This is a genomic window from Neotabrizicola sp. VNH66, assembly GCF_049445895.1.
Taxonomy (GTDB): Bacteria; Pseudomonadota; Alphaproteobacteria; order Rhodobacterales; family Rhodobacteraceae; genus Pseudogemmobacter.
In genome coordinates this window covers 38,006-61,760 of sequence record NZ_JBMSDW010000009.1, presented here as the reverse complement: position 1 = coordinate 61,760, position 23,755 = coordinate 38,006, and the positions used below count along the sequence as shown (strand labels likewise).

The following is a 23,755-nucleotide window of genomic DNA, read 5'->3' as shown; positions in this document are numbered from 1 at the left end:
GTCTGACCGCATATGCAGGCGCGTGAACTCTTACGCATTATCGCATTTTCCGCAAAATGGCCCCGGGCCGCTGGCAAGGCCGGACCAGCGCTGTTCAAGCGCGCAGTCGCGGAAATGGGCGACCAGCGCGTTCAGGAACAGCCGTGTCCGCTGTGGCAGGAAGCTGCGCGAAGGATAGGCGATGTTCATCACCAGGCCGTCCGGCGCCCAATCCGGCAGAACAGGCACCAGCCGCCCCGCCTCCAGATCCTGCTGCAGGATATAGGCCGGCTGCATCAGCACCCCCATTCCGTCCAGAGCAGCCCGCAACAGAAGCTGGCCGTCATTGGCCACCAGATCGCCCGACACTTTCAAGCGGCAGGTCTCGTCGTGACGGCGCAAGACCAGCGTGTCCCAATCCTCGGCCAATGAATACAGCAGCAGCCGGTGCGACAGCAGGTCTTCGGGCCGGTCCGGCATCCCGTGCCGCGCCAGATAGTCGGGCGCTGCGGCCAGAAGCCGGGGCACTTCGGCCAGTTTGCGGATGGTCACCGAACTGTCGGCCTCGGTCCTGCGGGTGCGGACGGCCAGATCCAGCCCGTGTTCGACAATATCCTCATAGCGGTTCGAGGCCTGCATCTCGATCCGCACCCGCGGATAGCGTTCGGTGAAACCGCGCACCACCGGCATCAGATGCAGCAGTGCGAAGGACAGCGAGGCGCCGACCCTCAGTGTTCCGAACGGTTCGGCCACGCCGCGGCTGGCGCTTTCCTCGGCCTCGCGCAGGGCGCCCAGAATATCGCGGGCGCTGCGGGCAAAACTCTCTCCCTCCGAGGTCAGCGCCATCTGGCGTGTGGTCCGCTGAACCAGCCGCACGCCCAGGCGCTGCTCCAGCGCGGACAATGCGCGGCTGACACTGGAGACGGAAAGGCCAAGCGTATCGGAGGCACGGGTCAGGCTGGCCTCTTCGGCGATGGAGACGAACACCTGCATTTCCGTGATGCGGTCCATGGGCGCCCCTTGTGAATTTCACGGTAATATTACTGTAACAGAATGCTGGCATACGGGCCAGTTTTTGTTGCGCACTGCCGCCATCCTTGCGGGGCGTGCAAGAATATTTCGCGATTTACGTGATTTATCATTTAATTGTGGGATGCCAGTCTGCCCCGACCAACCGCCCGCAGCCTTCCACGTCAGAGAGTTTCATGACCCCACGTCCTGACCAGCCGATTCGTCATATCGTGATGTGGAGCGTGGCCGGCACCACCGAGGCCGAGAAAACCAGTGCCATCGACCGCGTCCGGACCGAGTTCGAAGCCCTGCGGGGCCGGATTCCCGGCATGACGCTTCTGGAGATCGGCGTCGATGTCAGCCGGATCTCCTATGCCTGCGACATGGTGCTGGTCACGGAATTCGAAACCGAAGCCGCGCTGGCGGCCTATGCCACCCATCCCGATCATCTGGCCGCCCGGGACCGGCTGGAAGGGGTGCGGATTGCGCGGCACCAGGTCGATTATCCCGTCACCCGTCATGGCTGACCGTCACTTCGCCCATACCGGCCGTCCGGGCCGGGTGACCTTTGGCACGGGGCCTACGGTCCTTCTGCCCGAAGGGATTATCCCCCTTGGGGCACGGCGCGTCCTGCTGCTGTCGACCGCGCAGCAGGAAACGGCGGTGCGGCAACTGGCGAAACGCTTGGGGCCGGTGTCCGCGGGGATCGGCCAGGCGGTCGATCTGCCGCTGTCCACCCCCTACCGGAACCCGCCCGCCCTGAACCGGGAGGGCCTTACCACGCTGATCATATGTCCCCGTGCCGGTTTGCCGCCCATGACCAGTGCCGCCTGAGGAGAGCCGCATGGACTATTTTTCCGAAGAGACTTCCACTGACACCGTGAATGGCCGGATCGGCGCCACGGCCGACCCGCGCCTGCGCCTTGTGATGACCGGGCTCGTCGAACATCTGCATGCCTTCATCAAGGATGTCGAACTGACCGAGGCGGAATGGCGCGTGGCCATCGACTTCCTGACCCGAACCGGCCAGATCTGCTCGGGCAACCGGCAGGAGTTCATCCTCTTGTCCGATGCGCTTGGCGTGTCGATGCTGGTGGATGCCATCAATCACCGCACCTCGGTGGGGGCGACCGAAACCACAGTCTTCGGCCCGTTCCATGTCGAGGGCGCGCCGGAGCGCGAGATGGGCGCGGTGATCAGTCTGGATGGCAAGGGCGAGCTCTGCCTCTACCAAGGCCGGGTGCTGGATCTGGACGGCCAGCCGGTCGAGGATGCCTTGGTGGATGTCTGGTCCGACAATGCCGATGGCTTCTATGATGTCCAGCAGCCCGGGATTCAGCCGCAATGGAACAACCGCGGTATCTTCCGCACCGGGGCGGACGGCCATTATGCCTTTCGCGGCATCCGGCCGGTCAGCTATCCGATCCCGGATGACGGGCCGGTGGGGCAGATGCTGGCAGCAATCGGCCGCCATCCCTGGCGCCCCGCCCATATGCATTTTCGGCTGACCGCCCCGGGGTGCAAGCCGCTGATCACCCATATCTTCGTGGGCGGCGACAGCTATCTGACATCGGATGCGGTCTTTGGCGTGAAGCAAAGCCTGATCGCCGACTTCCTCCCCGCCGACGCCCCTCCGGAACGCTGGCAGACCCGCTTCGACTTCATTCTGGAGCGCCTGTCCCCCTCAGACTGATGCCCGGAGTTTCGGCACTCCGGCAACCACACCAACAAATGCAGGCGGCCGATACATAATTTATGTGAAATAGCACGTGAAATATGTATCATCATCCTGCAAACGGGAGCAAGACATGAGAATCGCGCCACCTGACAGTGCTGTGTCCGAAATCCTGCCCGCGGTGGCAGAGTTCCTGAACGCCCCGCGCATGCAGATCGGCCCCGCGGGCTGCGCCGCCGCCTCGGGGCAGAGCTTCGCCGTCTACAACCCGGCGACCGGTGCGGAACTGGCACGGGTTCCTGCGGGCGGGGCCGAAGATGTGGACCGCGCCGTCCGCGCCGCGCAGGCCGCGTTCGAGGGGCCGTGGTCGCAGATGCTGCCCGCGCAACGGCAGGGGCTGATGCTGCGGCTGGCCGATCTGATCGAACAGAACGGCGAGGAACTGGCCCAGCTGGAGACGCTGGAACAGGGCAAGTCGATCATGCTGTCGCGGCTGATCGAGGTGCAGGCCTCGGCCGAATATTTCCGCTATATGGCGGGCTGGGCGACGAAGATCGAAGGCGCCACGCTGGATGTCTCGATCCCGATCCCGCCCGGCATGCGCTATCAGGCCTATACCCGCAAGGAACCCGTGGGCGTGGTCGCGGCCATCACACCGTGGAACTTTCCGCTGAACATGGCGGCGTGGAAGATCGCGCCCGCGCTGGCCACCGGCTGCACCGTGGTGCTGAAACCCGCCGAAGAGACGCCCCTCACCTCGATCCGGCTGGCGCAACTGGCGCTGGAGGCGGGGATCCCCGAAGGCGTGGTCAACGTCGTCACCGGGCTGGGGCATGAGGCGGGCGCGGCATTGGTCGCCCATCCGGGTGTGGCCAAGATTGCCTTCACCGGCTCGACCGAGACCGGAAAGCTGATCGGCATTCAGGCGATGAAGGACATGAAGCGCGCCACCCTTGAACTGGGGGGCAAGGCACCGATGGTCATGTTCGACGACATGGACCTTGACCTGCTGGGCGCGGCGGCGGGGATCGGCACCTTCTTCAACTCGGGCCAGACCTGCTGTTCCGGCGGGCGGATCTATGTGCAGAAAGGCATCTACGACAAAGCGCTGGAGGTCATCGCCGGCGTCACCCGCAGCCTTGCCGTCGGCCCGGGGATGGACCCGGCAAACCAGATCAACCCCGTCGTATCCGCCCGGCATCAGGCGCATGTGCGGGCCTGCATCGCCCGCGGCATCGAAGACGGCGCCACGCCGCTGATCGGGGCCTCCACCCCGGCGCAGGGCTTCTACGTCGCGCCGGAGCTGTTCACCGGGGTGCGGCAGGACATGGCGCTGATGCAGGAGGAAATCTTCGGCCCGGTCGTCACCGTCACCCCGTTCGACGACCCCGACGAGGGCATCGCCCTGGCCAATGACAGCCGCTATGGTCTTGGCGCGTCGATCTGGACCACCGACCTGAACAAGATGATGCGCTATGTCCCGAAACTGCGCGCGGGCGTGGTCTGGGTGAACAGCCACAACATCCCCGACCAGAACCTGCCCTTCGGCGGGGTCAAGCAATCCGGCATCGGCCGCGAACACGGTCGCGGCGCGCTGGACAACTACCTTGAGACGAAATCGGTCTGCGTCGCTTACCGCTAACCCTCCGGGCGGCCCGAAACCGGGCCACCCGTCCCATGGGGCACAAAGACCCCGCCCAACAGTGAGACTGACATGATCCTCCTCCCCGCCCGCCTCCGCTCCGGCTGAGGGATCGCGCATCCGAACCAAAGGTCCCTGACCGCCCGCGCCCTGCGCGGTCCGCGGGCGGGAAAATGCGTCCTCCTCTCCGACAGGCTTTCCATGACCCATCCTGCCCCCTTCCCCCCGGTCGATATCACCGGAAAGACCTTTGACTATGTGATCTGCGGCGGCGGCTCTGCCGGCTGCGTTCTGGCCGCGCGCCTGAGTGAGGACGAGGGCACCTCCGTCCTCCTGATCGAAGGCGGCCATGGCAACACGCCCGGCATGGTCTCCACCCCGCTGCGCACCATCGAAATCTGGCGTTCGGATTACGACTGGGGCCAGTCCACCGTGCCGCAGAAACATTGCCACAACCGGCAGATCTACTGGCCCCGCGGCAAGGTGATCGGTGGATCGTCGGCGATGAACGGCATGATCTACGTGCGCGGCCATGCGATGGATTATGACGCCTGGGCGCTGGCCGGGTGCCGCGGCTGGGACTGGGCCAATGTCCTGCCCTATTTCCGCCGGTCCGAGGATTTCGACCGTGGCGAAGATGCCTTTCACGGCGCGGGCGGCCCCCTGCATGTGACCACCGATTATACCGCGCATCCGGTGATGGATGCGCTGATCGACGCGGCGGTTCAGGCGGGCATCCCCTACAACCCCGATTACAACGGCGCCACTCTGGACGGGATCAGCCGGATCCAGTTCAACACCCGGGACGGGCGCCGCGCCTCGACCGCGGCGGCCTTTCTGGAACCCGCCCGCAACCGGGACAACCTGACCGTGCTGCCCGGCACCCGGGTCGAAAAGCTGATCATCGAAGCGGGCCGCGTGGTCGCCGTCCGCTGCCGCCGTGGCGCCGAGAGCTTCGACGTGGCCGTGGGGCGTGAGGCGGTGCTTTCGGCCGGCACGCTGGAAAGCCCGCGCATCCTGATGCTGTCAGGCATCGGCCCGGCCGCGCATCTGGACGAATTCGACATCGCCCCGGTGGTGGACCTGCCGGGCGTTGGCCAGAACCTGCATGACCACACCTTGCTGCCGATGGTCTTTGAATCCCGCCCGGACTACCCCTTCCCCACCGATCCTGCGCTGCCGCCGATGCAGGTCCATGCCTTCCTGAAATCGCATCCGTCTGTGGTGGTGCCGGATATTCAGCCGCTGTTCTTCTCGGTCCCCGCCTATCCGCCGGGGTTTGAGGGGCCGATGAATGCCTTCACCCTGCACGCCGCCGGGCTGCGCCCCACCTCGCGCGGGGAAATCCGGCTGACCGGGGCCGGGATTGACGATCCGCTGCATCTGGATCCGAACCTGCTGGCGACGGATTACGATGTGCGCACGCTGATCACCTCGATGAAGCAACTGCGCGAAATCGTGGCCCAGCCCGCCCTGCGCGACTGGGTAAAGGGCGAGGTCTGCCCCGGCCTCACGCGCGACGATGATGCCGCGCTGGCCGATTATGCCCGCGCCGCTGTGGGCAGCTATCACCATCAGGTGGGCACCTGCGCCATTGGCGTGACCGCGCTGTCGGTCGTGGACCCCGAGCTCCGGGTCTACGGCGTGGCCGGGCTGCGGGTGGCCGATGCCTCGGTCATGCCCGCGGTCCCCTCCGGCAACACCAACGCCCCGACCATCATGATCGGCGAGAAGGCCGCCGATCTGATCCGCGCCGCCCGCGCCTGACCCTGCATCTGACCCAACCCAGCCCGAACAGGATATGTCCCGGATGACCCAGACCCTGACCCGCCGCCGCCTGCTGCAAGGTTCCGCCGCAGTTCTTGCCGCCGCGCCGCTGCTGACCGCCCGCCGCGCCCGCGCGCAGGATGGCACGCTGCGCATCGGCTATGTCTCGCCCCGCTCCGGCGCGCTGAGCGGGATTTCCGAAAGCGACGGCTATGTGATCGACGCCATCCGCGCAGCCCTTGGCGGCGGGCTGGACACTGCAACCGGCCGCTATGCGGTGGAGATCATCGAGAAGGACACCCAGTCCGACCCCAACCGCGCGGGCGACATGGCCTCGGACCTGATCTTTCAGGACGAGGTGGATATCGTCCTTGTCGGCTCCACCCCCGACACCACGAATCCGGTGGCCGATCTGTGCGAGCTGAACGGCGTGCCCTGCATCTCGGCGGCGACGCCGTGGCAATCGTGGTTCTTCGGGCGCGGCGGGGTGCCGGGCGAAAAGACCTTCCACTATACCAACCACTTCTTCTGGGGCGCCGAAGATCTGATGGAGGTCTATTTCGGCCTGTGGGACGGGCTGGACACCAACAAGGTGGTCGGCGCGCTCTGGCCCAACGACCCCGATGGCATTGCCTTTTCCGATCCGAACCTGGGCTTCCCGCCCGCACTGCAGGCGGCAGGCTTCACGCTGGTCGACCCGGGCCGCTACACCAATCTGAAGGATGACTTCTCGGCGGAGATCAACGCCTTCAAGGCCGCGGGGGTGGAGATCGTCACCGGGGTGATGCTGCCCCCGGATCTGGCCACATTCATGGCGCAGTCGAAACAGCTGGGCTTTGCGCCGAAATTCGTGACCGTGGCCAAGGCCGCGCTGACGCCCAAGGGCATCGCGGGCTTCCCCGATGGTCTGGGCGAAAACCTCTCGGGCGAGGTCTATTGGGGTCCGCAATATCCCTTCACCTCGTCCCTGACCGGCGAGACGACCGCGGCGCTGGCCGAGGGCTACACCAAGGCCACCGGCAACCAGTGGCTGCAGGGCACCGGCTATGTTCATGCCCTGTTCGAAGTGGCGGTGGACGTGCTGAAGCGCAGCACCGCCATCGAGCCGGAGGCGATTGTCGAGGCGATGAATGCCACCGATCTGGCCACCTGCGTGGGCCGGGTGAAATGGGGCGACTTTGCCGCCGCGCCGAATGTGGCCAAGACCCCGCTGGCGGGCGGTCAGTGGCAGGCCGATGGCGCGGGCGGGTTCCGGCTGGTCTGCACCTACAACGCCACCGCGCCCGAGGTGACCACCGACGGCACCTTGCAGCCGAAGGTCTGGTAAGGATGGCGGCCACGCAACCCACCCCCGTGCTGCAGGCGCGGGGACTGACCCGGGCCTATGGCGCGGTGAAGGTGGTGCAGGACGTATCCTTCACCCTGTCTGCGGGCGAGGCGCTTGGCGTCCTTGGCCCGAACGGCGCGGGCAAGACCACGCTGCTGAAGATGCTGTCGGGCGATGTGCGGCCCACGGCGGGCGGTGTCACGCTGCATGGCGCCGATGTGACGGGCCTGCCGCAGGCTGCGCGCTGCCGGGCCGGGCTGGTGCGCACCAGCCAGATCCCGCAACCGTTCGAGGGGTTGACCGTCTGGGAAAACGTGCTGACCGCCGCTCTGCACGGCGGCGGGCTGCATGGCCCCGCGGCCGAAGATGCCACGCATCGCGCGCTGTTGCGCACCGGGCTTCTGGACCGTCACGCCCTGCCCGCGGCGCAGCTGTCGCTGATGGGCCGCAAACGGCTGGAACTGTCGCGGGCACTGGCCTGCGGGCCGCAGGTCCTGCTCCTGGACGAGATCGCAGGCGGGTTGTCGGATTTCGAAGTGCATGACCTTGTGGCCCTGATCCGCGAGATCAATGCCGCGGGCGTGGCCATCATCTGGATCGAACATATCGTCCACGCCCTTCTGTCGGTGGTGACGCGGCTGATCGCGCTGGATTTCGGCCAGCTGATCGCCGAGGGGCCGCCGCCTGCGGTTCTGGCCTCGGACGCGTTCAAACGCGCCTATTTCGGCGAGGATGCGCCGCTGGAAGGGGTGGTCTGATGCTGCTGCACCTTGAAGGGGTGGCCGCCCGCTACGGCCAGTTTCAGGCCCTGCGCGATGTGTCGCTGTCGGTGGAGCGGGGCGAGACGCTGGCCGTGGTCGGCTCCAACGGGGCGGGCAAGACCACGCTGATGCGGGTGATCTCGGGCGCGCTGGCGGCCAGCGAGGGCATGGTGCGGCTGGATGGCGCCGACACCGCAGGCATGGGCGCGCACCGGATGAATGCGGCGGGCGTGGCCATGGTGCCCGAAGGCCGCCGGCTCTTCCGCAGCCTGACGGTCGAGGACAACCTGCGGATCGGCGCCTATGCCGGCCGCAAGGGGCCGTGGAACCTGCCGCGCATCTACCAGCTGTTCCCCGAACTGGTGAAACGCCGCCACAACCGCGGGATGGACCTGTCGGGGGGCGAACAGCAGATGGTCGCCATAGGCCGGGCGCTGATGTCGAACCCGCAGCTTCTGGCGATGGATGAAATCTCGCTGGGTCTGGCACCCATCGTGGTGAACCAGATCTACCGCGCCCTGCCCGCCATCGCGGCCGAGGGGATGGGCATTCTGATCGTCGAACAGGATGTGAACCGCGGCCTGTCGGTCGCCGCACGGTTCTGCTGCCTGATGGAGGGCCGCGTCAGCCTGTCCGGCCCCGCCGCGGGCGTGGACCGCAAAGCCCTGACGGATGCCTATTTCGGAGTTTCGGCATGATGATGCTGTCCACCCTTGCGAACGGCGTCCTGCTGGGCGGGTTCTACGCCCTTCTGGGCCTTGGCCTGTCGCTTACCTTTGGCATCATGCGCACGGTCAATCTGGCCAATGGCGATCTGGTGGTGCTGGGGTCGTTTCTGGCCATGGCGCTGGCGCAGATGCTGGGCATCTCGCCGCTGCTGTCGCTTCTGCTGCTGGTGCCGGTGATGTTCGCGCTTGGCTACGGGCTGCAGGGCTTGGTGCTGAACCGCACGCTGAAGGACGGGATGATGCCCGCCGTCATCATCACCTTCGGCCTGTCCTTCGTGATTCAGAACGGGCTTCTGATGACTTTCTCGGCCGACCGTTTCGTGCTGCGGCAGGGCTGGCTGGAAACCGCGGGGGTGGAGATCCTGCCGGGCCTGACGGTGGGCGTCCTGCCGCTGGTGACGCTGGGCGTGGTGCTGGCCCTGCTGGCGGGGTTGCAGCTTTTGTTCCGGCAGACGCTGATCGGCCGCGCCTTCCGCGCCACATCGGACGATCCGCAGATCGCCGCGCTGATGGGGATCAACCCACGCCATGTCTATGCGCTGGCCATGGGGCTGGCCTGCGCCATCATCGCGGTGACGGGCGTGCTTCTGGGGCTGCGGTCCAATTTTTCCGCCTTCGACGGGCCGGTCCGGCTGATCTTCGCCTTCGAGGTCATCATCATCGGCGGCATGGGGTCGCTGAGCGGGGTGCTGGCGGGCGGGCTGATCCTTGGGCTGGCCCAGACCATCGGCGGCACGCTGAACCCGGCCTTCTTTCAGCTGTCCGGCCATCTGGCCACGCTGGCGGTGCTGGTCGTCCGGCCTTCGGGCCTGTTTCCCGAAACCATCGACCGGAGCTGAACCATGCCGCGTCTTGTCCTTCTGGCCGCCGTGGGGGCGGTCCTGCTGTCCCTGCCGCTCTGGGGCACTGCCTATCAGCAGCGCGCGGTGGTGGAGTTCCTGTATTTCCTGTCCCTCGCCATGGCGTGGAACCTGCTGGCGGGCTATGCGGGCCTCATGTCCATAGGGCAGCAGGCCTTTGTCGGTATCGGCGCCTATGCGCTGGTGGTGCTGGCCGAGGATCTGGGGGTGAACCCGTTCCTGACCGTGCCCTTGGCCGCGGGGGTGGCGGTGATCGCGGCCCTGCCGGCCAGCTGGCTGCTGTTCCGGCTGCGGGGCGCCTATTTCGCCGTGGCCACATGGGTGATGGCCGAGGTGCTGCGCCTGATCGCCAATGCCAGCATCGACTGGCTGGGTGGGGGCCGTGGCCGCGCGGTGCGCAGCCTGACCGGTTTTGACCGCGGGCTGCGCGAGGATCTGACCTTCTATGTTGCCGTGGCCCTAGCCGCAGTGGCCGTGGCGGGCACGGTCTGGCTTTTGCGGTCCGGCACGGGTCTCGGCCTGATGGCCATTCGTGACAGCGAGCCGGGCGCGCAGGCCGTGGGCGTCGACACCGCCCGGACCAAGCGCAACGTCTATCTCTTCGCCGCCGCCATCGCGGGCGCGGCCGGGGCGCTGATCTATCTGACGCAGGTCAACGTGCGGCCTGACGCAGCCTTTTCCATCAACTGGGCGGCCTATGTGATCTTCATCGTCGTGATCGGCGGAATCGGCACCATCGAAGGGCCGATCATCGGCACGCTGATCTTTCTGGCCCTGCGTGAGGCGCTTTCGGGCCTTGAAGGCTGGTCGATGCTGATCTTCGGCGCCATCGCCATCGCCGTGATGCTGTTCGCGCCCCGCGGACTCTGGGGGCTGGTGGCCGACCGCTGGAACATCGCCCTGCTGCCCATCCGCCGCCGGATGCCCGCCCGCCTCCAGACAGAGGGAACCAAATGACCCAACGCCCGTCGTTCCATTTCCACGAACGCTGCCTGTGGTTTTCCACCGGCCAGTCGGCACTGGTCATTCCGGTGGGCGGCTGGATGCAGCCCCCCGCCGCGGGAGGCCATGCGGATTCGCCCGAACCCAAGCGGCGGCTCTGGTCGCTGATGCAGGTTTCGGGTCTGGCGGCGGCCTATGACATGCAGGCCTCACCCCCTGCTCCGCGCGCGGCGCTGCTGCGCATCCATTCCGAGGATTATCTCAGCCGGTTTCAGGCCCTGTCCGCAGCAGGCGGCGGTGCACTGCATCCGACTGCGCCCTTCGGTCCCGATGCGTGGGAGATCGCCTGCCTGTCTGCCGGACAGGTGCTGGGCGCCGTGACAGAGGTGGCCGAGGGCCGCCGCACCCGCGCCTATGCCGTGTCCCGCCCGTCCGGCCACCATTGCCTGCCCGAGATGCCGATGGGCTTTTGCCTTCTGGCCAATGTGGCCGTTGCCGTGCGCGCGGCACAGGCTGCCGGTCTGCACCGCATTGCCGTGCTGGACTGGGACGTGCACCACGGCAACGGGACCGAGGCCTGTTTCTACGACGACCCCTCGGTCCTGACCGTCTCGATCCATCAGGAGGGCTGTTTCCCGCCCGGACAAGCGGGCGCTGTGGCCGATACCGGACGCGGGGCGGGGGTGGGCTATAACCTCAACATCCCGCTTTGGCCCGGCGCCGGGCATGAGAGCTATATGGCCGCGATGGACCATATCGTCCTGCCCGCGCTGTGGGATTTCGCGCCCGATCTGCTGATCGTGGTCAACGGGCTGGATGCCAATGCGGTGGACCCGCTGGCCCGGATGCTTCTGCACAGCGACAGTTTCCGCGCGATGACCCGCAAGGTGGCCACGCTGGCGGAGGAGGTCAGCGGCGGGCGGCTGGTGATCGTTCAGGAGGGCGGCTATGCCGAGGCCTATGTCCCCTTCTGCGCCCATGCGGTGCTTGAGGAACTGGCCGGACAGCGGACGGCTGTGGAAGACCCGTTTCTGGATCTGGTCCGCCAGCAGCAGCCCGGCCCCGGCTTTCAGGCGGCCCAGCTGGACGAGCTGCGCCGCCATCCCCGCTGGCGCGTGTAACGGCGGATGCGGCGGATAATCCCCCGCATCCCGGCGCCCTCAGGGACGCATCAGCACCGATTTCGACGGGTAGTCCGAGGCCCATGTGGCGGGCAGCGGCGCCACGAAGACATTCTCGGTCCGGGTGCGGGTGATCTTCCACAGACCATCGGGTTCCTTGCGGAACGTGTTGTTCAGCCGCGAGGACCGCAGCAGCGCCTTCCCATCCGAGAACAGCCAGGGCTGCATATGCACCCATTGCCCGTCTGCCGTGGCGCCATCCGCATGGACATGGATCTGCTCCGAGGTCAGGTAATGGCAGTTCAGGATCAGCGCCGGATCGGTCTTGCCGCCCCAGAACCCCTCGAAATGGCGGCGGATCGCAGGGGCGCCCACGGCACGGCCGAACTGATTGTCGTAATATTCGCCCACGCCCTCCCAGACTGCGTCTTCGGTATAAAGCGCCATGATCAGGTCGATCCGTTCGGCATCGTCCTTGCAGCCGAATTCCGGCATCGGCGTATCGCACAAGAACATGTAGCGCGCCTGGATGCGGCGGATATCGGCCTCTGCCTCCAGCCGGTCGATGCGGCGCATCAAGGCCGCGAGCTCTGCGTCTTTCGTCATCTGTTCCCTGTCCTGCGTGATGAGATGGCCGGGCTCCAATGTGCTGCCGGGCGCTATCCGCCCCGGCCGCAGGCCCTTGCACCGTCAAGGCTAGCGGCGGGTCTGCACAGGTCAAGCAGTAATTTTCACGTAATTTGGCATCAGATCCACGAACCCTTTCCCTGCACGGGTTTCGGCGCTGAAAGGACGAGGCGGGAAAGAAGTTTTGCGCAAGCTGCAAAAAAGACGGCCGCTATCCGTGTTAGTCTGCTCCATCGGGACCACGGCCCAGCCGTCGCACCTTGGCCCTTTCCGCTGCCACCCCGCCTTGCAGAACCAGTCTGCCGGGGCGGTTTTGCCGTTCGCGCAGACAGAACTCAACCATCTGATTTCATAACAATATTCAGAGCACTGCCGCAGAATCAGATTGACGGCCTGCCATTTTACAGTAACTTTCACGTAATAGGGAAACGGGCCGCCGCGCCCCCCAAAGCACAGAAGCCAGCATGAGCCACTCTGCCACCCCCTTGCCGGGGATCGACCTCGCCTTGTCGATCGCCGCGCCCCACAGCCCGCCGGATGCCCTGTGCATTGTGGTGAAGGACTGTCTCGACATTGCGGGCACTGTCACCGGCTGCGGCTCCGCCGCCTTCGCCGGGGCCGCGCCTGCCGCCACCCATGCCGCCGCCGTGCAGCGTCTGCTGGACGCGGGCTTTCACATCACCGGCAAGACGCGGATGCATGAGCTGGCCTATGGGATGACCGGCCTGAACGCCGTATCCGGGACCCCGGTCAACCCGCGCTGGCCGGACCGGATTCCGGGCGGCTCCTCCTCCGGCTCTGCCGTGGCGGTGGCGGGGGGGGAGGCGGATGCCGCCATCGGCACCGACACCGGCGGCTCGGTCCGGCAGCCGGCCATCTGCTGCGGGGTGATCGGGCTGAAGCCCAGCTTCGGACGGATCGACCGCACTGGCGCCCATCCGGCCCGCAGCTCGCTGGACTGTATCGGCCCCTTCGCCCGCGACATCCCCACGGTCGAGCGGGTGATGCAGGCGCTAGACCCGGCTTTCGTGCCGATCACGCTGGACCGCGCGCCCCGGCTGGCCCGCCTGCGCACCAGCCCGGACAGTGACGTGGGGGATAGCCTGATCCTGCCGATGATGGAGCAAGGCTATGACCTGCCCTATGTCGACCTGCCACTGCTGGAGGATGCCTTCCGCGCCGGAATGGTGCTGATCGGGTATGAAACCGCCGCGGCCTTTGGCCACCTGCTGGACACGGGCGCGCCCCTGGGCGCGGATATCCGCGCCCGGCTGACCGCGGCGCGCGGCCTGTCCCCGGAAGAGGTGGCATGGGCCGAAGGCCTGCGCCGCGCCTTCACGGCTGAGGTCGATGCCGCGCTGGACGGATTTGATGCTTTCGTCACGCCTGCCCTGCCCTCGGTGCCGCCTTTGCTGTCCGAGGCCACCGACCCCGCAAAGGTGCTGCCGCTGACCCGCTATCTGCGGCCGTTCAACCTGTCCGGCCATCCGGCCATCGTCCTGCCCACCCGAACCCGCGACGGGCTGCCCGCCGGGTTGCAGATCGTCGCCCGCCATGGCGCCGATGCGCAGCTTTGCGCGATCGCCCGCTGGCTTTGCGACACCATTCCCAGTTTCCAGACAAAGGACCGATGAGATGAACTCTCACACGCCGCCCCCGGCGCCCGCCGCGCTGGAGGCGCTGAAGGCCGATATCCGCGCGCGCCGGGCCGAGTTTCACGCCCTGCGCCATATCCCCGCGGACATCGTCCGCCAGTTCCAGCAGGTCGGCGTCTACCGCGCCTTCGTGCCCGCCCGCCTTGGCGGCGATGCGCTGTCCCCCGCCGCCTTCTGCCGCCTGATCGAAGAGATTTCCACGGCCGATGCCTCGGCCGGCTGGGTGGCCAGCTTCGGCGTCTCGGCCACCTATCTGGCCGCGCTGCCGCCCGAAACCTATGCGAAGATCTACGGCACCGACCCCGATACGGTCTTTGCAGGCGCCATGTTCCCGCCGCAGCCCGCCCGCCGCGTGCCCGGCGGGCTGGAGGTGCGCGGCCGCTGGCCCTGGGGATCAGGGGTGATGGGCGCCTCCATCGTCGGGGCCGGGATCAAGATCGAAGGGGAAACCACCGCCCTGCCCCGGACCGCCATCATGCCGCGCGACCGCGTCACCGTGGACGAAACCTGGGACACCGTCGGCCTGCGCGCCACCGGCAGCCATGACATCCTCGCCGAAGGCGTGGTGGTGCCCGAGGACTGGACCTTCATCCGCGGCGGCAAACCGCAGCAGGAGGATGCGATCTTCCGCTATCCCGCCATGGCGCTGGCCGCACAGGTGCTGGCCGTGGTGGGGCTGGGCACCGCCCGCGCCGCGCTGGACTGGCTGCGGCAGGATGCGCTGGCCCGTGCCTCGATCACCGGGGCACCCAGCCCCGCCGCCCGCGCCTATGTGCAGATCGACCTTGCCCGCGCCGAGGGGCTGCTGAGCGGCGCACGGGCGGCCTTTTACGACGCGATTGAAGAAGGCTGGCACCAGATGCAGACCGCGGGCGCCGTCGATCCCGCGACGCATATCCGCCTGCGCCACACCGCCTCCAAGGCCGCACAGGATGCGGCCGAGGCGGCCCGGCTGGCCTTCGTGCTGGGCGGGTCCGATGCCATCGCCTCGGGCCATCTGCTCGGGCGCTGCATGATCGACGCCGCCTGTGTGGCGCAGCACGCCTTCATCGGCGCGGGCAGCTGGCAGGCGGCAGGCGCCGCGATGTTCGGCCAGCAAACCCCGCCCGGCTATCCGTGACCCCGACCCGAGAGGCAAAAATGTCCGAACCCACCCCGATCCGCACGCTTCTGTGCTTCTCGATGCAGCCTGCATTCTTTGACCTGCCCTTCGGCCAGATCGGCCCCGTCTGGAAGGCGACACAGGCACTGATGTCCGGCATTGCCCGGCTGCCCGGCGTCAGCATCACCGGCACGCTGGACGACGACCAGACCATGGTCGGCATGTCGAACGGCACCCCCGCCACCTGGTATATCCTTGCCGATTTCCCGGACCGTCAGGCGGTGATCGCCGCCTGCAACCTGCTGCGCAGCATCGTGGTCGATGAGCAAGACCACCGGCTGTGGAAGTTCATGCGGGTCGAGGCCCGGATGGGCCGCGCCCTGACCATTCCCGAACTGTGAAGGAAGCTGAAATGTCGCTCGACATGCCGAAATTCAGCGATCTCGACGCCCTTTATTCCCCGGACGCCAAGGTCGCCACCTCGATGTACGAAGACCCCGAACTGTTCGCGCTGGAGATGGAAAAAATCTTCCGCCGGACATGGGTCTGGGTCGCCCATGACAGCGAATTTCCCGACAAGGGCAGCTTCCGGCTGTCCAATGTCGGGCTGGAGCCGGTCATCGTGGTGCGAGACCGCAAGGGCGCGATCCATGTGATGGTGAACCGCTGCCGCCACCGCGCCGCCACCGTCTGCGAGATCAGACAGGGCAAGACCAGTTCGTTCCAGTGCCCCTATCACGGCTGGGGCTACGGGCTGGACGGCAGCCTGCGCGCCCTGCCCTACCCCGAGCAATATGGCGACGACTTCAACAAGGACCAGCACGGGCTGCAACGCCTGCGCACCGAAAGCTATCAGGGCATGGTTTTTGCCACCTTCAACGAAGACGCTCCGCCGCTGGTCGATTTCCTTGGCCCGCAGGTCTGCCGCTACATCGACCTGTTCATGAAACAGGGCGGTGGCTTTCCGGTAAAGGTTCTGGGGGAACATCAGTTCACCGTGCCGATGAACTGGAAGGTGCAGCTGGAAAACACCACCGACGCCTATCACTTCCCCGTGGTCCACAAGAGCTTTCTCCAGACGCTGGACGGCGCGACCGAAGAGATGTTCGAATTCCTCGCCACCGGCAAAGGCTATGTCGAGGATCTGGGCAACGGCCATTCCGTCATGGTCATGATCCCCGAACTGATCGACCTGGACGACAACCTCGACGCGCCGGTCCCTGACCGTTTCGTAACCCTTGCGCAGGAATTGCGCGATGAGGGTTACCCCGAGGATCAGGTCAAGAAGATCGTCCGTGCCGTGGGCGGGGCCGGGTTCAACCTGAACCTGTTCCCGAACGTGTCCTTCTCGCTGGCCTTCTTCCGGGTGCTGACCCCGGTTGCGGTGGACCGCACCGACATCCGCCATATCGCCATCGGCATGGATGGTGGCCCGGCGGCGGCCAACCGCGCCCGCCTGCGTTTGCATGAGCACTTTCAGGGCCCCATGGGCTTTGGCAGCCCCGACGATGCCGAAGTGTGGGAGCGGGTGCAGCGCGGCACCCGCGGCGGCGACAGCCTGCCCATCCTCGTCAACCGCGGCCTTGTCGATGAACAGCCCGGCGAGACCGGCCCCCGCGGCCATATCAGTGCCGAAACCGGCATGCGCGCTGCCTACAAGATGTGGAAAAGGATGATGTCGGAATGACCGTGCTTGCCAATATCGACAACAAATCCCTGCTCTGGGATGTCACCGGCTTTCTCTGGCACGAGGCCGATCTTCTGGACCGCAAGGATTACGACCTCTGGCTGGACCTGTGGCTGCCCGAAGGGTTCTATACCCTGCCCATCGGCGACACCGAGGATTTCGCCAACGCGCTGAACCTGTGTCATGACGATGCCAAGATGCGCCGCGACCGGATCACCCGGTTCAAGGGCGGGTTCTCGATCTCTTCCGCGCCGCCCGCGCAGACGGTCCGCACCGTCTCGCGCGTGGTGGTGGAACGGGCCGAAGGCGATGTGATCACCGTGCGCAGCGCCGAACAGGTGGTCGAGGACAAGTTCGGCCGCCAGCGGATCTGGGCCGCCAACATGACCCACACGCTGGTGGCCACGGACGGCGGCTTTCGCATCCGGCACAAGGTGGCGCGGCTGCTGAACTCTGACGGGATGCTGAATTCGTTCAGCTATCTGTTCTGATGCGGCCGCTTCCCGAAAAGATCCAGACCGCCGTTGTCACCGGGGGCGCGCGGGGTCTGGGCGCGGAAATCTGCCGCGCGCTGCACCGCGACGGATTCCGCGTGATCATCGCCGATGTGGACCCGGGGGATGAGGGGCAGGCGCTGGCGTCTGAGCTGGACCTTGCCGGAGAAACCGCGCTGACGGCGACGCTGGATGTCTCGGTCCCTGCGGATTTCCAGACGGTGCTGGACAAATGCACCGAACGCTGGGGCGGGGCCGAGGTTCTGGTGAACAACGCCGCCCGCACCGCCGTGAAGCCGGTGCTGGAGATCGACCCCGCCGATTTCAACGCGGTGCTTGCGGTGAATGCCGGCGGCACCTTTGCAGGCAGCCAGATCTTCGGCCGCCATTTCAAGGCGCGGGGCTATGGCCGGATCGTCAACCTCGCCTCGCTGGCGGGGCAGAATGGCGGCACTGCGACGGGGGCGCATTATGCGGCCTCGAAAGGGGCGATCCTGACGCTGACCAAGGTCTTCGCCCGCGATCTGGCGCCCTTCGGCGTCACCTGCAACGCCATCGCCCCCGGGCCGATGGATACGCCGATGGTCCGTTCGGTCATCACGCCGGAAAAGATGGCCGCGGCACTGGCGGGCATTCCGGTCGGGCAACTGGGCGATCCGGTCTTTGTCGCAGAACTGGTGGCGCTGCTGGCCGGACCGAAGGCCGCTTTCGTCAACGGCGCCTGTTGGGATGTGAACGGCGGGATCTACATGCGATGAGCCAGACCATGCATCTGACCGTGACCGCCCGCACCGAAGAGCCGGGCAACATCCTCCGCCTGCGTCTGGCGCGGGCGGATGGTGCGCCGCTGCCCCCGGTGGCCCCCGGCGCCCATCTGGACCTGCATCTGACGGGCGAGGGGTTGGATCTCTGGCGGCAGTATTCGCTGTGTTCGGACTGCGACCAGACCGGGTATTATGAGATCGGCGTGCTGCGCGACCCCAAAAGCCGCGGCGGGTCCGAGGCGGTTCATCGCCTTGCCCAACCGGGCACCGTGCTGGAGGTGGAAGGCCCGCGCAACCACTTTCCGCTGGACGAGGCCGCCGGACACACCCTCCTTCTGGGCGGCGGCATCGGCATCACGCCCATGCTGGCCATGGCACAGCGCCTGCATGCGCTTGGCCGCGACTTCGTGCTGCATTACTGCACCCGCTCTGCCGGGGTGACGGCCTTCCGCGACCTGATCGCCAATGCACCCTGGGCGGGGCGGGTGGTCTTTCACTTTGACGATGGGCCCCCCGGCCAGAAGCTGGACCTTGCCCGCGACCTGCCGCCCCCCGCGCCGGGCACCCATCTTTATGTCTGCGGGCCGCAGGGGTTCATGGACTGGGTAATCGGCACGGCCGAGGCGGCGGGCCATGCCCCTTCGCAGGTTCACCGCGAATATTTCTCGGCCGATGTGGACACCTCCGGCGCCGGGTTCGAGGTGGTGGCCGCCCGGTCCGGCCTGACCGTCACCGTCGGCCCCAAGGACACCATCGCCAAGGCGCTGGCCCGCGCGGGCGTGAAGGTCGAGGTGAAATGCGAGGAAGGCGTCTGCGGCACCTGCGTGACCGATGTGCTGGAAGGCACGCCAGACCACCGCGACAAGTTCCTGACCGAAGACGAACGCGCCGAAGGCACGATGATCTGCGCCTGCTGTTCGCGGGCCTGCTCGAAAACCCTCGTCCTCGACATCTGACCCCCCATCTGCCCCCCGGAGGAGCCATGACGACGCCCCCCATCCATCCCGGCCCCCTGCCCGAAGCGCAGGCCTTCCGCAACGGGATGAGCCGCCTTGGCGCCTCGGTCAATCTCGTCACAACCGATGGCCCCGCGGGCCGGCACGGGCTGACCGTCTCGGCGGTCTGTTCGGTGACAGATACCCCGCCGATGCTGCTGGTCTGTATCAACCGCAACGCCTATGCGCATGACAGTTTCATCACCAATGGCGTGTTGTGCGTGAATGTCCTCGGCCATACGCATCAGGACCTGTCGCGCAGCTTTGCCCGCTGGACCGGCGAAGACCGCTTTGCCGCCGCGCAATGGTCGCGGCTGGTCACCGGCGCGCCGGTGCTGGCGGGGGCGGCGGTGGCCTTCGATTGCCGCATCGCCGAGGCGCAGCACCGGGGCACCCATTCCGTCCTGTTCTGCGAGGTGGTGGAGACCCGTCTGGCCGAAGCCCCTGCCGGGCTGATCTGGTTCGACCGCGCCTTTCATCCCCTTGGGGCGGTGGTCTGAAAGGGCCGCGCCTGCTTTTCCTCCCCGCCGGCGCGGCCCGCCCTTTTCCGTCATGACAAAGCCGCCCCGGTTCCCTGGGGCGGTTTTTCACTGGGCGGATCCCGGCCCCGTGGGGCCGGGCATCAGGTCATTCAAAGACGCTGCCCAGATTGTCGTAAAGCGCCGGATTGCGCCGCCGGATCCAGCCCGCCAGCAGCGGCCCGCACAGACCGACCCCGATGATCAGCACCGGGAAAAGCTGCACAAGGACATGGTCCGATCCGGTCAGCAGGTCCGTGTTCAGCGACACCAGCAGGAACGCCCCGCCAAGGCCCAGCAGCGCCAGTGCCGGTGCCACCAGCGTGACCAGAACCGAATGGTCGTGTTCATGCTTGCGGCGGAAATAGGCGAGGATCGCCACGGATACCATGATCTGGACCGCAAGAATGCCCAGCACCGCCAGACCCGACATCCATGAGAAGACCACGGCATAAGGGTCTGCCCCACCCGCGATGAACAGGCCCAGCAGAACCGCCGCCGACACCGATTGCACGAGCCCCGCCCGCGCGGGCGAGCCATGGACCGGATGCACCCGGCCCAGCCCGTGCGGCAGAAGCCGCTCGCGCCCCAAGGCAAAGAAGTAGCGGTTCAACGTGTTGTGGAAGGACAGGACACAGGCGAAGAGCGACAGCAGCAAAAGCGCGTTCATCACGACGACAGACCAGCCGCCCAGCACCGTCTCGGCCGCGGTGAAATACAGCGTCTCCAGCCCGCCCTCGGCCGCAGCCTGAATCTGCGACGGCCCGTAGAATTGCACAATGGCCCAGGTGGAAAAGGCATAGAATCCGGTGATCAGCAGCACCGCAAGAAAGGTTGCGCGCGGAATGGTGCGGTCGGGATCGCGGGCTTCCTCGCCGAAGATCGCGGTCGATTCAAAGCCGATGAACGACCCCACGACGAAGACCAGCGCCACCGCCAGCCCCGGCGTGAAGACGACCGAAGGCGAGAAAGCGGTCAGCGAAATCCCCTCCGGCCCGCCGCCCTGCAGCAGAATGCCGATGTCGAGCAGAAGCAGGATCAGCACCTCCAGCACCATGGCGACGCCAAGGATCTTGCCCGAGAACGAGATGTTGCGCTGCCCCGCCAGATGCACCAGCACCAGTGCGGCCAAAGACCAGACGAACCACGGCAGGTCGACGCCCATCCCGGCCATGGTTCCGGCGAAGAACACGCCGAACAGCGCATAGACCGCACATTGCACCGCAGTATAGGTCATGAGCGCGATCAGCGCCCCGCCGATCCCCGCCGGACGGCCGATGCCCTGCGCGATATAGGTGTAGAAGGCCCCCGCCCCGCCGACATGGCGCCCCATCGCCGTGAAGCCAATCGAGAAGACCAGATAAAGCAGCCCCGCCAGAACAAAGGCCCCGGGCACGCCCGGTCCGTTCCCGAAGGCAAAGGCAACCGGGGTGGCGCCCACCACGGCGGTCAGCGGCGCCGCGGCGGCCACCACGAAGAAGACGATATGAAGCAGTCCGATGGAATTGCGGGCAAGCCGCTCTCCCTCGGCCGCCCGTGCGGTCGCATCAAGTGACATATGGGTCGCTCCCTGTTGTATGTTTTATGGCGCGACTATGAACGTGACTTTTCCTCTACCCATTGCAGACCATGCCACATTTCCGATATTATGCGCCAGCGGTTCAATTGAGGGGGCGGGGATGCGGAAAAACGGCGCCGGCACGCCCGAACCTCTGATCCGGGCGGCAACCCTGACCCCGCTTCTGGACTTTATTGCTGATACACTGGGCAATCCTGCCGAAGTTCTGGGCGACCTGGGAATTGAGCTTCCGCCGGTTTCAGACCCCTATGCCCAGATTCCCCTGGCGCATTATGTGGACCTGCTGGAGCGGGTGGCCCGCGGCACCGGCACCCCGAATCTGGGGCTGCGGATGTCGATGCGGCTGCGGCCTGCCGACCTTGGCCCCGTGGGCGTGCTGTTTTCGCTGTCCCCCTCCATTCAGGCCGGGCTGACGGGGCTGGCCAACCATGGCAGCACCCTGCAGCACGGCACCCATTCCAGCCTGTTCGAACAGGACGGAGAGCTGATCTGGACCTACCGCCTGGCCGATGGCTCGATCTGGCCGCGGCGGCAGGATGCGGAATTCTCGCTGGGCACCGTGTGCCAGCTGATCCGGCAAAGCTTCTCTGCCGGCTGGGCACCGCTGGAGGTGCATTTCGAACATGGTCCGCCCGCCGATCTTTTGCCGCTGCAAAAGGTATTCCGCGCGCCGCTCCTGTTTCATCAGCCCGCGAACCGGCTGATCCTGGAGCGTCAGGAGGCGGAGCGCCGCCACCGGACCGAAGACGGCGGGCTGGCCCGGATTCTGGAGCATCATATCGCCGATCTGCACGCCCAGCACCGCCCGCCCGCCAGTCTGACCGAACAGGCGCAGCGGCTGATCGCGGTCAGTCTGGGACAGCGGCCGGTCACGCTTGCCACGCTGGCCGCCGATCTGCGGATGTCCGAACGCAGCCTGCAGCGCGGGCTGGCCGCCGAAGGGACAAGCCTGCGCCAACTGGTGCAGGCACACCGGGCCGAACTGGCACGGCATCTTCTGGAACATACCGGAATGCGGCTGTCACAGGTGGCGGCAACCCTTGGCTATGCCGACAGCACGGTATTCTGGCGCGCGTGGCGCAGCTGGACGGGCGAAGAACCAAGCGCGAGTCGTCGCAGCCGGAGCTGAGGCCTCTGCTCCGAAATGCGCATAATGCCCATTTCTCGGGCAACACACCCCGATTTCCGCAAACAAGAATTGCAGATGTAAAACCGCCCCTCCGCCAGCCGGGCAGCGGCGGGCACCGCAATGCCGGTTTCCGGCCATCTGGCGCGAATTATCGAAACATTGGCATGAAAAGCGATGGCCTGCGCGCCCTGTCGCGGCTGAAACGGAGGCCTGTTCCGGCCCAGCCCTTCAGCGCGAAAGAGAGCCCGCCCGATGTCTGCCCTGCCCCGCATCGACTTCATCTATCTGTCCGAGCCCGACATGATCCGCGCCGGTGTCACCGACATGCCCGCCTGCGTGGACTGCATGGAAGAGATGTTCGGCCTGCTTTACAGCGGCGATTACCGGATGGCGGGCGCCAACAATGACAGCCATGGCGCCGCGATCTCGTTCCCCGAACATTCGCCCTTCCCGACCATGCCGAAACCCACGGCCGACCGCCGCTTCATGGCGATGCCCGCCTATCTGGGCGGGCGGTTCCAGACTGCGGGGATGAAATGGTATGGATCGAACATCGAGAACCGTGGAAAGGGCCTGCCCCGGTCGGTGCTGGTTTTCTGCCTGAACGATGCAGATACCGGCGCGCCCTTGGCCTTCATGTCGGCCAACCTTCTGTCGGCCTACCGGACCGGCGCCATTCCCGGCGTGGGCGCGCGGCATCTGGCGCGCAAGGACAGCCGCGTGGTCGGCATCCTCGGGCCGGGCGTGATGGCCAAGACCACACTGGCCGCCTTCATCGCCGCCTGCCCGCGGATCGACACGGTCAAGGTCAAGGGCCGCGGACAGGCCAGCCTTGACAGCTTTCTGGGCTGGCTGAAGGAGACCTATCCGCAGGTCACCACGGTGCAGGTGGTGGAGACGGTCGAAGAGGTCGTCCGCGGTTCTGACCTTGTGACCTACTGCAATTCGGGCGCGGTCGGCGATCCGTCCGCCTATCCGATGGTGCGGCGCGACTGGGTCAGCCCGGGCACCTTTCTGGCCATGCCCGCGCTCTGCAACATTGACGAAGGAATGCAGGCGCCCGACATCCGCAAGGTGGTGGACAACACCGGCCTTTACGAGGCGTGGTTCGAAGAGCTGCCGAAGCCGGCCCATGTCCATGTGCCGATCATCGGCGTGAAATTCATGGACATGATCCATGAGGGCAAGATGCCCAAAGAGGCGCTGGAAGACATCGGCAAGATCGTGGCCGGGGCCGCGCCGGGCCGCACCTCTAACGACGAAATCATCATCATGTCGGTCGGCGGCATGCCGGTCGAGGACGTGGCCTGGGGCACCGTCGTCTACCGCAATGCGCTGGACCGCGGGATCGGCGTGAAGCTGAACCTGTGGGACACCCCCGTCCTGCGCTGA

At 66.5% G+C, this 23,755-nt stretch carries 24 protein-coding genes; 21 read left to right on the top strand and 3 right to left on the bottom strand.

What is annotated here, in order from left to right; all coding sequences use genetic code 11:
- Positions 1–30: 30 nt before the first annotated feature.
- Complete coding sequence (locus ACO2Q5_RS14170) at positions 31–990, bottom strand: LysR family transcriptional regulator (RefSeq protein ID WP_423292126.1); 960 nt, start codon at positions 988–990, stop codon at positions 31–33.
- Positions 991–1,184: 194 nt separating this feature from the next.
- Between ACO2Q5_RS14170 and ACO2Q5_RS14165 the strand changes: the two genes are divergently transcribed.
- The 11 genes from ACO2Q5_RS14165 to ACO2Q5_RS14115 all read left to right on the top strand — a co-directional run bounded on the left by ACO2Q5_RS14165 (position 1,185) and on the right by ACO2Q5_RS14115 (position 11,813).
- The gene (locus tag ACO2Q5_RS14165) at positions 1,185–1,517 is read left to right on the top strand and encodes a Dabb family protein (protein ID WP_423292124.1); all 333 of its coding nucleotides are present in this window, start codon (positions 1,185–1,187) and stop codon (positions 1,515–1,517) included.
- Positions 1,510–1,824 carry a hypothetical protein gene (locus ACO2Q5_RS14160; protein WP_423292122.1) on the top strand — a complete coding sequence of 105 codons (315 nt, stop codon included), beginning with the start codon at positions 1,510–1,512 and terminating at the stop codon, positions 1,822–1,824. Before ACO2Q5_RS14165 ends, ACO2Q5_RS14160 begins: the two co-directional genes overlap by 8 nt.
- 10 nt (positions 1,825–1,834) lie before the next feature.
- Positions 1,835–2,683, top strand: coding sequence for an intradiol ring-cleavage dioxygenase (locus tag ACO2Q5_RS14155; RefSeq protein WP_423292120.1), 849 nt, complete (start codon positions 1,835–1,837; stop codon positions 2,681–2,683).
- Between the two features lie 115 nt (positions 2,684–2,798).
- Positions 2,799–4,307, top strand: a complete 1,509-nt coding sequence (locus ACO2Q5_RS14150) for an aldehyde dehydrogenase family protein (protein ID WP_423292118.1) — start codon at positions 2,799–2,801, stop codon at positions 4,305–4,307.
- Between the two features lie 201 nt (positions 4,308–4,508).
- A complete protein-coding gene (locus tag ACO2Q5_RS14145) occupies positions 4,509–6,074 on the top strand; it encodes a GMC family oxidoreductase (protein WP_423292116.1) in 1,566 nt (521 codons plus the stop codon).
- Between the two features lie 43 nt (positions 6,075–6,117).
- A complete protein-coding gene (locus ACO2Q5_RS14140) occupies positions 6,118–7,401 on the top strand; it encodes an ABC transporter substrate-binding protein (protein ID WP_423292114.1) in 1,284 nt (427 codons plus the stop codon).
- Between the two features lie 2 nt (positions 7,402–7,403).
- On the top strand, positions 7,404–8,159 hold the full coding sequence (locus tag ACO2Q5_RS14135; RefSeq protein WP_423292112.1) for an ABC transporter ATP-binding protein: 756 nt from the start codon (positions 7,404–7,406) through the stop codon (positions 8,157–8,159).
- Positions 8,159–8,860, top strand: coding sequence for an ABC transporter ATP-binding protein (locus ACO2Q5_RS14130; RefSeq protein ID WP_423292110.1), 702 nt, complete (start codon positions 8,159–8,161; stop codon positions 8,858–8,860). The genes ACO2Q5_RS14135 and ACO2Q5_RS14130 overlap by 1 nt, the downstream gene beginning before the upstream one ends.
- Positions 8,857–9,729, top strand: coding sequence for a branched-chain amino acid ABC transporter permease (locus ACO2Q5_RS14125; RefSeq protein WP_423292108.1), 873 nt, complete (start codon positions 8,857–8,859; stop codon positions 9,727–9,729). The genes ACO2Q5_RS14130 and ACO2Q5_RS14125 overlap by 4 nt, the downstream gene beginning before the upstream one ends.
- Positions 9,730–9,732: 3 nt before the next feature.
- A complete protein-coding gene (locus ACO2Q5_RS14120; protein WP_423292106.1) occupies positions 9,733–10,707 on the top strand; it encodes a branched-chain amino acid ABC transporter permease in 975 nt (324 codons plus the stop codon).
- Positions 10,704–11,813 carry a class II histone deacetylase gene (locus ACO2Q5_RS14115; protein WP_423292104.1) on the top strand — a complete coding sequence of 370 codons (1,110 nt, stop codon included), beginning with the start codon at positions 10,704–10,706 and terminating at the stop codon, positions 11,811–11,813. The genes ACO2Q5_RS14120 and ACO2Q5_RS14115 overlap by 4 nt, the downstream gene beginning before the upstream one ends.
- A gap of 39 nt (positions 11,814–11,852) precedes the next feature.
- On the opposite strand, the gene ACO2Q5_RS14110 is transcribed toward ACO2Q5_RS14115, so the two are convergent.
- A complete protein-coding gene (locus tag ACO2Q5_RS14110) occupies positions 11,853–12,419 on the bottom strand; it encodes a nuclear transport factor 2 family protein (RefSeq protein ID WP_423292102.1) in 567 nt (188 codons plus the stop codon).
- 485 nt (positions 12,420–12,904) lie between these two features.
- Here ACO2Q5_RS14110 and ACO2Q5_RS14105 point away from each other — a divergent pair, with 485 nt between their 5' ends.
- From ACO2Q5_RS14105 to ACO2Q5_RS14070, 8 genes are read left to right on the top strand one after another with little or no spacing between them, the layout of a single operon-like run.
- The gene (locus ACO2Q5_RS14105; RefSeq protein ID WP_423292100.1) at positions 12,905–14,074 is read left to right on the top strand and encodes an amidase; all 1,170 of its coding nucleotides are present in this window, start codon (positions 12,905–12,907) and stop codon (positions 14,072–14,074) included.
- A 1-nt stretch (position 14,075) separates the two neighbouring features.
- A complete protein-coding gene (locus ACO2Q5_RS14100) occupies positions 14,076–15,215 on the top strand; it encodes an acyl-CoA dehydrogenase family protein (protein WP_423292098.1) in 1,140 nt (379 codons plus the stop codon).
- Between the two features lie 20 nt (positions 15,216–15,235).
- Positions 15,236–15,598, top strand: coding sequence for a hypothetical protein (locus ACO2Q5_RS14095; RefSeq protein ID WP_423292096.1), 363 nt, complete (start codon positions 15,236–15,238; stop codon positions 15,596–15,598).
- Positions 15,599–15,609: 11 nt separating this feature from the next.
- A complete protein-coding gene (locus tag ACO2Q5_RS14090; RefSeq protein WP_423292094.1) occupies positions 15,610–16,884 on the top strand; it encodes an aromatic ring-hydroxylating oxygenase subunit alpha in 1,275 nt (424 codons plus the stop codon).
- Positions 16,881–17,375, top strand: a complete 495-nt coding sequence (locus ACO2Q5_RS14085; protein ID WP_423292092.1) for an aromatic-ring-hydroxylating dioxygenase subunit beta — start codon at positions 16,881–16,883, stop codon at positions 17,373–17,375. Before ACO2Q5_RS14090 ends, ACO2Q5_RS14085 begins: the two co-directional genes overlap by 4 nt.
- Positions 17,375–18,136 carry an SDR family NAD(P)-dependent oxidoreductase gene (locus ACO2Q5_RS14080; protein WP_423292090.1) on the top strand — a complete coding sequence of 254 codons (762 nt, stop codon included), beginning with the start codon at positions 17,375–17,377 and terminating at the stop codon, positions 18,134–18,136. The genes ACO2Q5_RS14085 and ACO2Q5_RS14080 overlap by 1 nt, the downstream gene beginning before the upstream one ends.
- The gene (locus ACO2Q5_RS14075) at positions 18,133–19,098 is read left to right on the top strand and encodes a PDR/VanB family oxidoreductase (protein ID WP_423292088.1); all 966 of its coding nucleotides are present in this window, start codon (positions 18,133–18,135) and stop codon (positions 19,096–19,098) included. The genes ACO2Q5_RS14080 and ACO2Q5_RS14075 overlap by 4 nt, the downstream gene beginning before the upstream one ends.
- A gap of 26 nt (positions 19,099–19,124) precedes the next feature.
- A complete protein-coding gene (locus tag ACO2Q5_RS14070) occupies positions 19,125–19,637 on the top strand; it encodes a flavin reductase (RefSeq protein WP_423292086.1) in 513 nt (170 codons plus the stop codon).
- Between the two features lie 127 nt (positions 19,638–19,764).
- Here ACO2Q5_RS14070 and ACO2Q5_RS14065 read toward each other — a convergent pair whose 3' ends face one another.
- Positions 19,765–21,213: an APC family permease gene (locus ACO2Q5_RS14065; RefSeq protein ID WP_423292084.1), complete on the bottom strand. Its 1,449-nt coding sequence runs from the start codon at positions 21,211–21,213 to the stop codon at positions 19,765–19,767.
- Between the two features lie 121 nt (positions 21,214–21,334).
- Here ACO2Q5_RS14065 and ACO2Q5_RS14060 point away from each other — a divergent pair, with 121 nt between their 5' ends.
- Together ACO2Q5_RS14060 and ACO2Q5_RS14055 are read left to right on the top strand one after the other, a co-directional pair.
- Entirely contained in the window at positions 21,335–22,363 is a 1,029-nt protein-coding gene (locus ACO2Q5_RS14060) for an AraC family transcriptional regulator (RefSeq protein ID WP_423292082.1), read from the top strand.
- A 252-nt stretch (positions 22,364–22,615) separates the two neighbouring features.
- A complete protein-coding gene (locus ACO2Q5_RS14055; protein ID WP_423292080.1) occupies positions 22,616–23,755 on the top strand; it encodes a tyramine oxidase subunit B in 1,140 nt (379 codons plus the stop codon).

Excerpts from the sequence above, each read along its gene's own strand:
- ACO2Q5_RS14170 (WP_423292126.1), bottom strand. The coding sequence starts at position 990 with ATGGACCGCATCACGGAAATGCAGGTGTTCGTCTCCATCGCCGAAGAG.
- ACO2Q5_RS14165 (WP_423292124.1), top strand. The coding sequence starts at position 1,185 with ATGACCCCACGTCCTGACCAGCCGATTCGTCATATCGTGATGTGGAGC.
- ACO2Q5_RS14160 (WP_423292122.1), top strand. The coding sequence starts at position 1,510 with ATGGCTGACCGTCACTTCGCCCATACCGGCCGTCCGGGCCGGGTGACC.
- ACO2Q5_RS14155 (WP_423292120.1), top strand. The coding sequence starts at position 1,835 with ATGGACTATTTTTCCGAAGAGACTTCCACTGACACCGTGAATGGCCGG.
- ACO2Q5_RS14150 (WP_423292118.1), top strand. The coding sequence starts at position 2,799 with ATGAGAATCGCGCCACCTGACAGTGCTGTGTCCGAAATCCTGCCCGCG.
- ACO2Q5_RS14145 (WP_423292116.1), top strand. The coding sequence starts at position 4,509 with ATGACCCATCCTGCCCCCTTCCCCCCGGTCGATATCACCGGAAAGACC.
- ACO2Q5_RS14140 (WP_423292114.1), top strand. The coding sequence starts at position 6,118 with ATGACCCAGACCCTGACCCGCCGCCGCCTGCTGCAAGGTTCCGCCGCA.
- ACO2Q5_RS14135 (WP_423292112.1), top strand. The coding sequence starts at position 7,404 with ATGGCGGCCACGCAACCCACCCCCGTGCTGCAGGCGCGGGGACTGACC.
- ACO2Q5_RS14130 (WP_423292110.1), top strand. The coding sequence starts at position 8,159 with ATGCTGCTGCACCTTGAAGGGGTGGCCGCCCGCTACGGCCAGTTTCAG.
- ACO2Q5_RS14125 (WP_423292108.1), top strand. The coding sequence starts at position 8,857 with ATGATGATGCTGTCCACCCTTGCGAACGGCGTCCTGCTGGGCGGGTTC.
- ACO2Q5_RS14120 (WP_423292106.1), top strand. The coding sequence starts at position 9,733 with ATGCCGCGTCTTGTCCTTCTGGCCGCCGTGGGGGCGGTCCTGCTGTCC.
- ACO2Q5_RS14115 (WP_423292104.1), top strand. The coding sequence starts at position 10,704 with ATGACCCAACGCCCGTCGTTCCATTTCCACGAACGCTGCCTGTGGTTT.
- ACO2Q5_RS14110 (WP_423292102.1), bottom strand. The coding sequence starts at position 12,419 with ATGACGAAAGACGCAGAGCTCGCGGCCTTGATGCGCCGCATCGACCGG.
- ACO2Q5_RS14105 (WP_423292100.1), top strand. The coding sequence starts at position 12,905 with ATGAGCCACTCTGCCACCCCCTTGCCGGGGATCGACCTCGCCTTGTCG.
- ACO2Q5_RS14100 (WP_423292098.1), top strand. The coding sequence starts at position 14,076 with ATGAACTCTCACACGCCGCCCCCGGCGCCCGCCGCGCTGGAGGCGCTG.
- ACO2Q5_RS14095 (WP_423292096.1), top strand. The coding sequence starts at position 15,236 with ATGTCCGAACCCACCCCGATCCGCACGCTTCTGTGCTTCTCGATGCAG.
- ACO2Q5_RS14090 (WP_423292094.1), top strand. The coding sequence starts at position 15,610 with ATGTCGCTCGACATGCCGAAATTCAGCGATCTCGACGCCCTTTATTCC.
- ACO2Q5_RS14085 (WP_423292092.1), top strand. The coding sequence starts at position 16,881 with ATGACCGTGCTTGCCAATATCGACAACAAATCCCTGCTCTGGGATGTC.
- ACO2Q5_RS14080 (WP_423292090.1), top strand. The coding sequence starts at position 17,375 with ATGCGGCCGCTTCCCGAAAAGATCCAGACCGCCGTTGTCACCGGGGGC.
- ACO2Q5_RS14075 (WP_423292088.1), top strand. The coding sequence starts at position 18,133 with ATGAGCCAGACCATGCATCTGACCGTGACCGCCCGCACCGAAGAGCCG.
- ACO2Q5_RS14070 (WP_423292086.1), top strand. The coding sequence starts at position 19,125 with ATGACGACGCCCCCCATCCATCCCGGCCCCCTGCCCGAAGCGCAGGCC.
- ACO2Q5_RS14065 (WP_423292084.1), bottom strand. The coding sequence starts at position 21,213 with ATGTCACTTGATGCGACCGCACGGGCGGCCGAGGGAGAGCGGCTTGCC.
- ACO2Q5_RS14060 (WP_423292082.1), top strand. The coding sequence starts at position 21,335 with ATGCGGAAAAACGGCGCCGGCACGCCCGAACCTCTGATCCGGGCGGCA.
- ACO2Q5_RS14055 (WP_423292080.1), top strand. The coding sequence starts at position 22,616 with ATGTCTGCCCTGCCCCGCATCGACTTCATCTATCTGTCCGAGCCCGAC.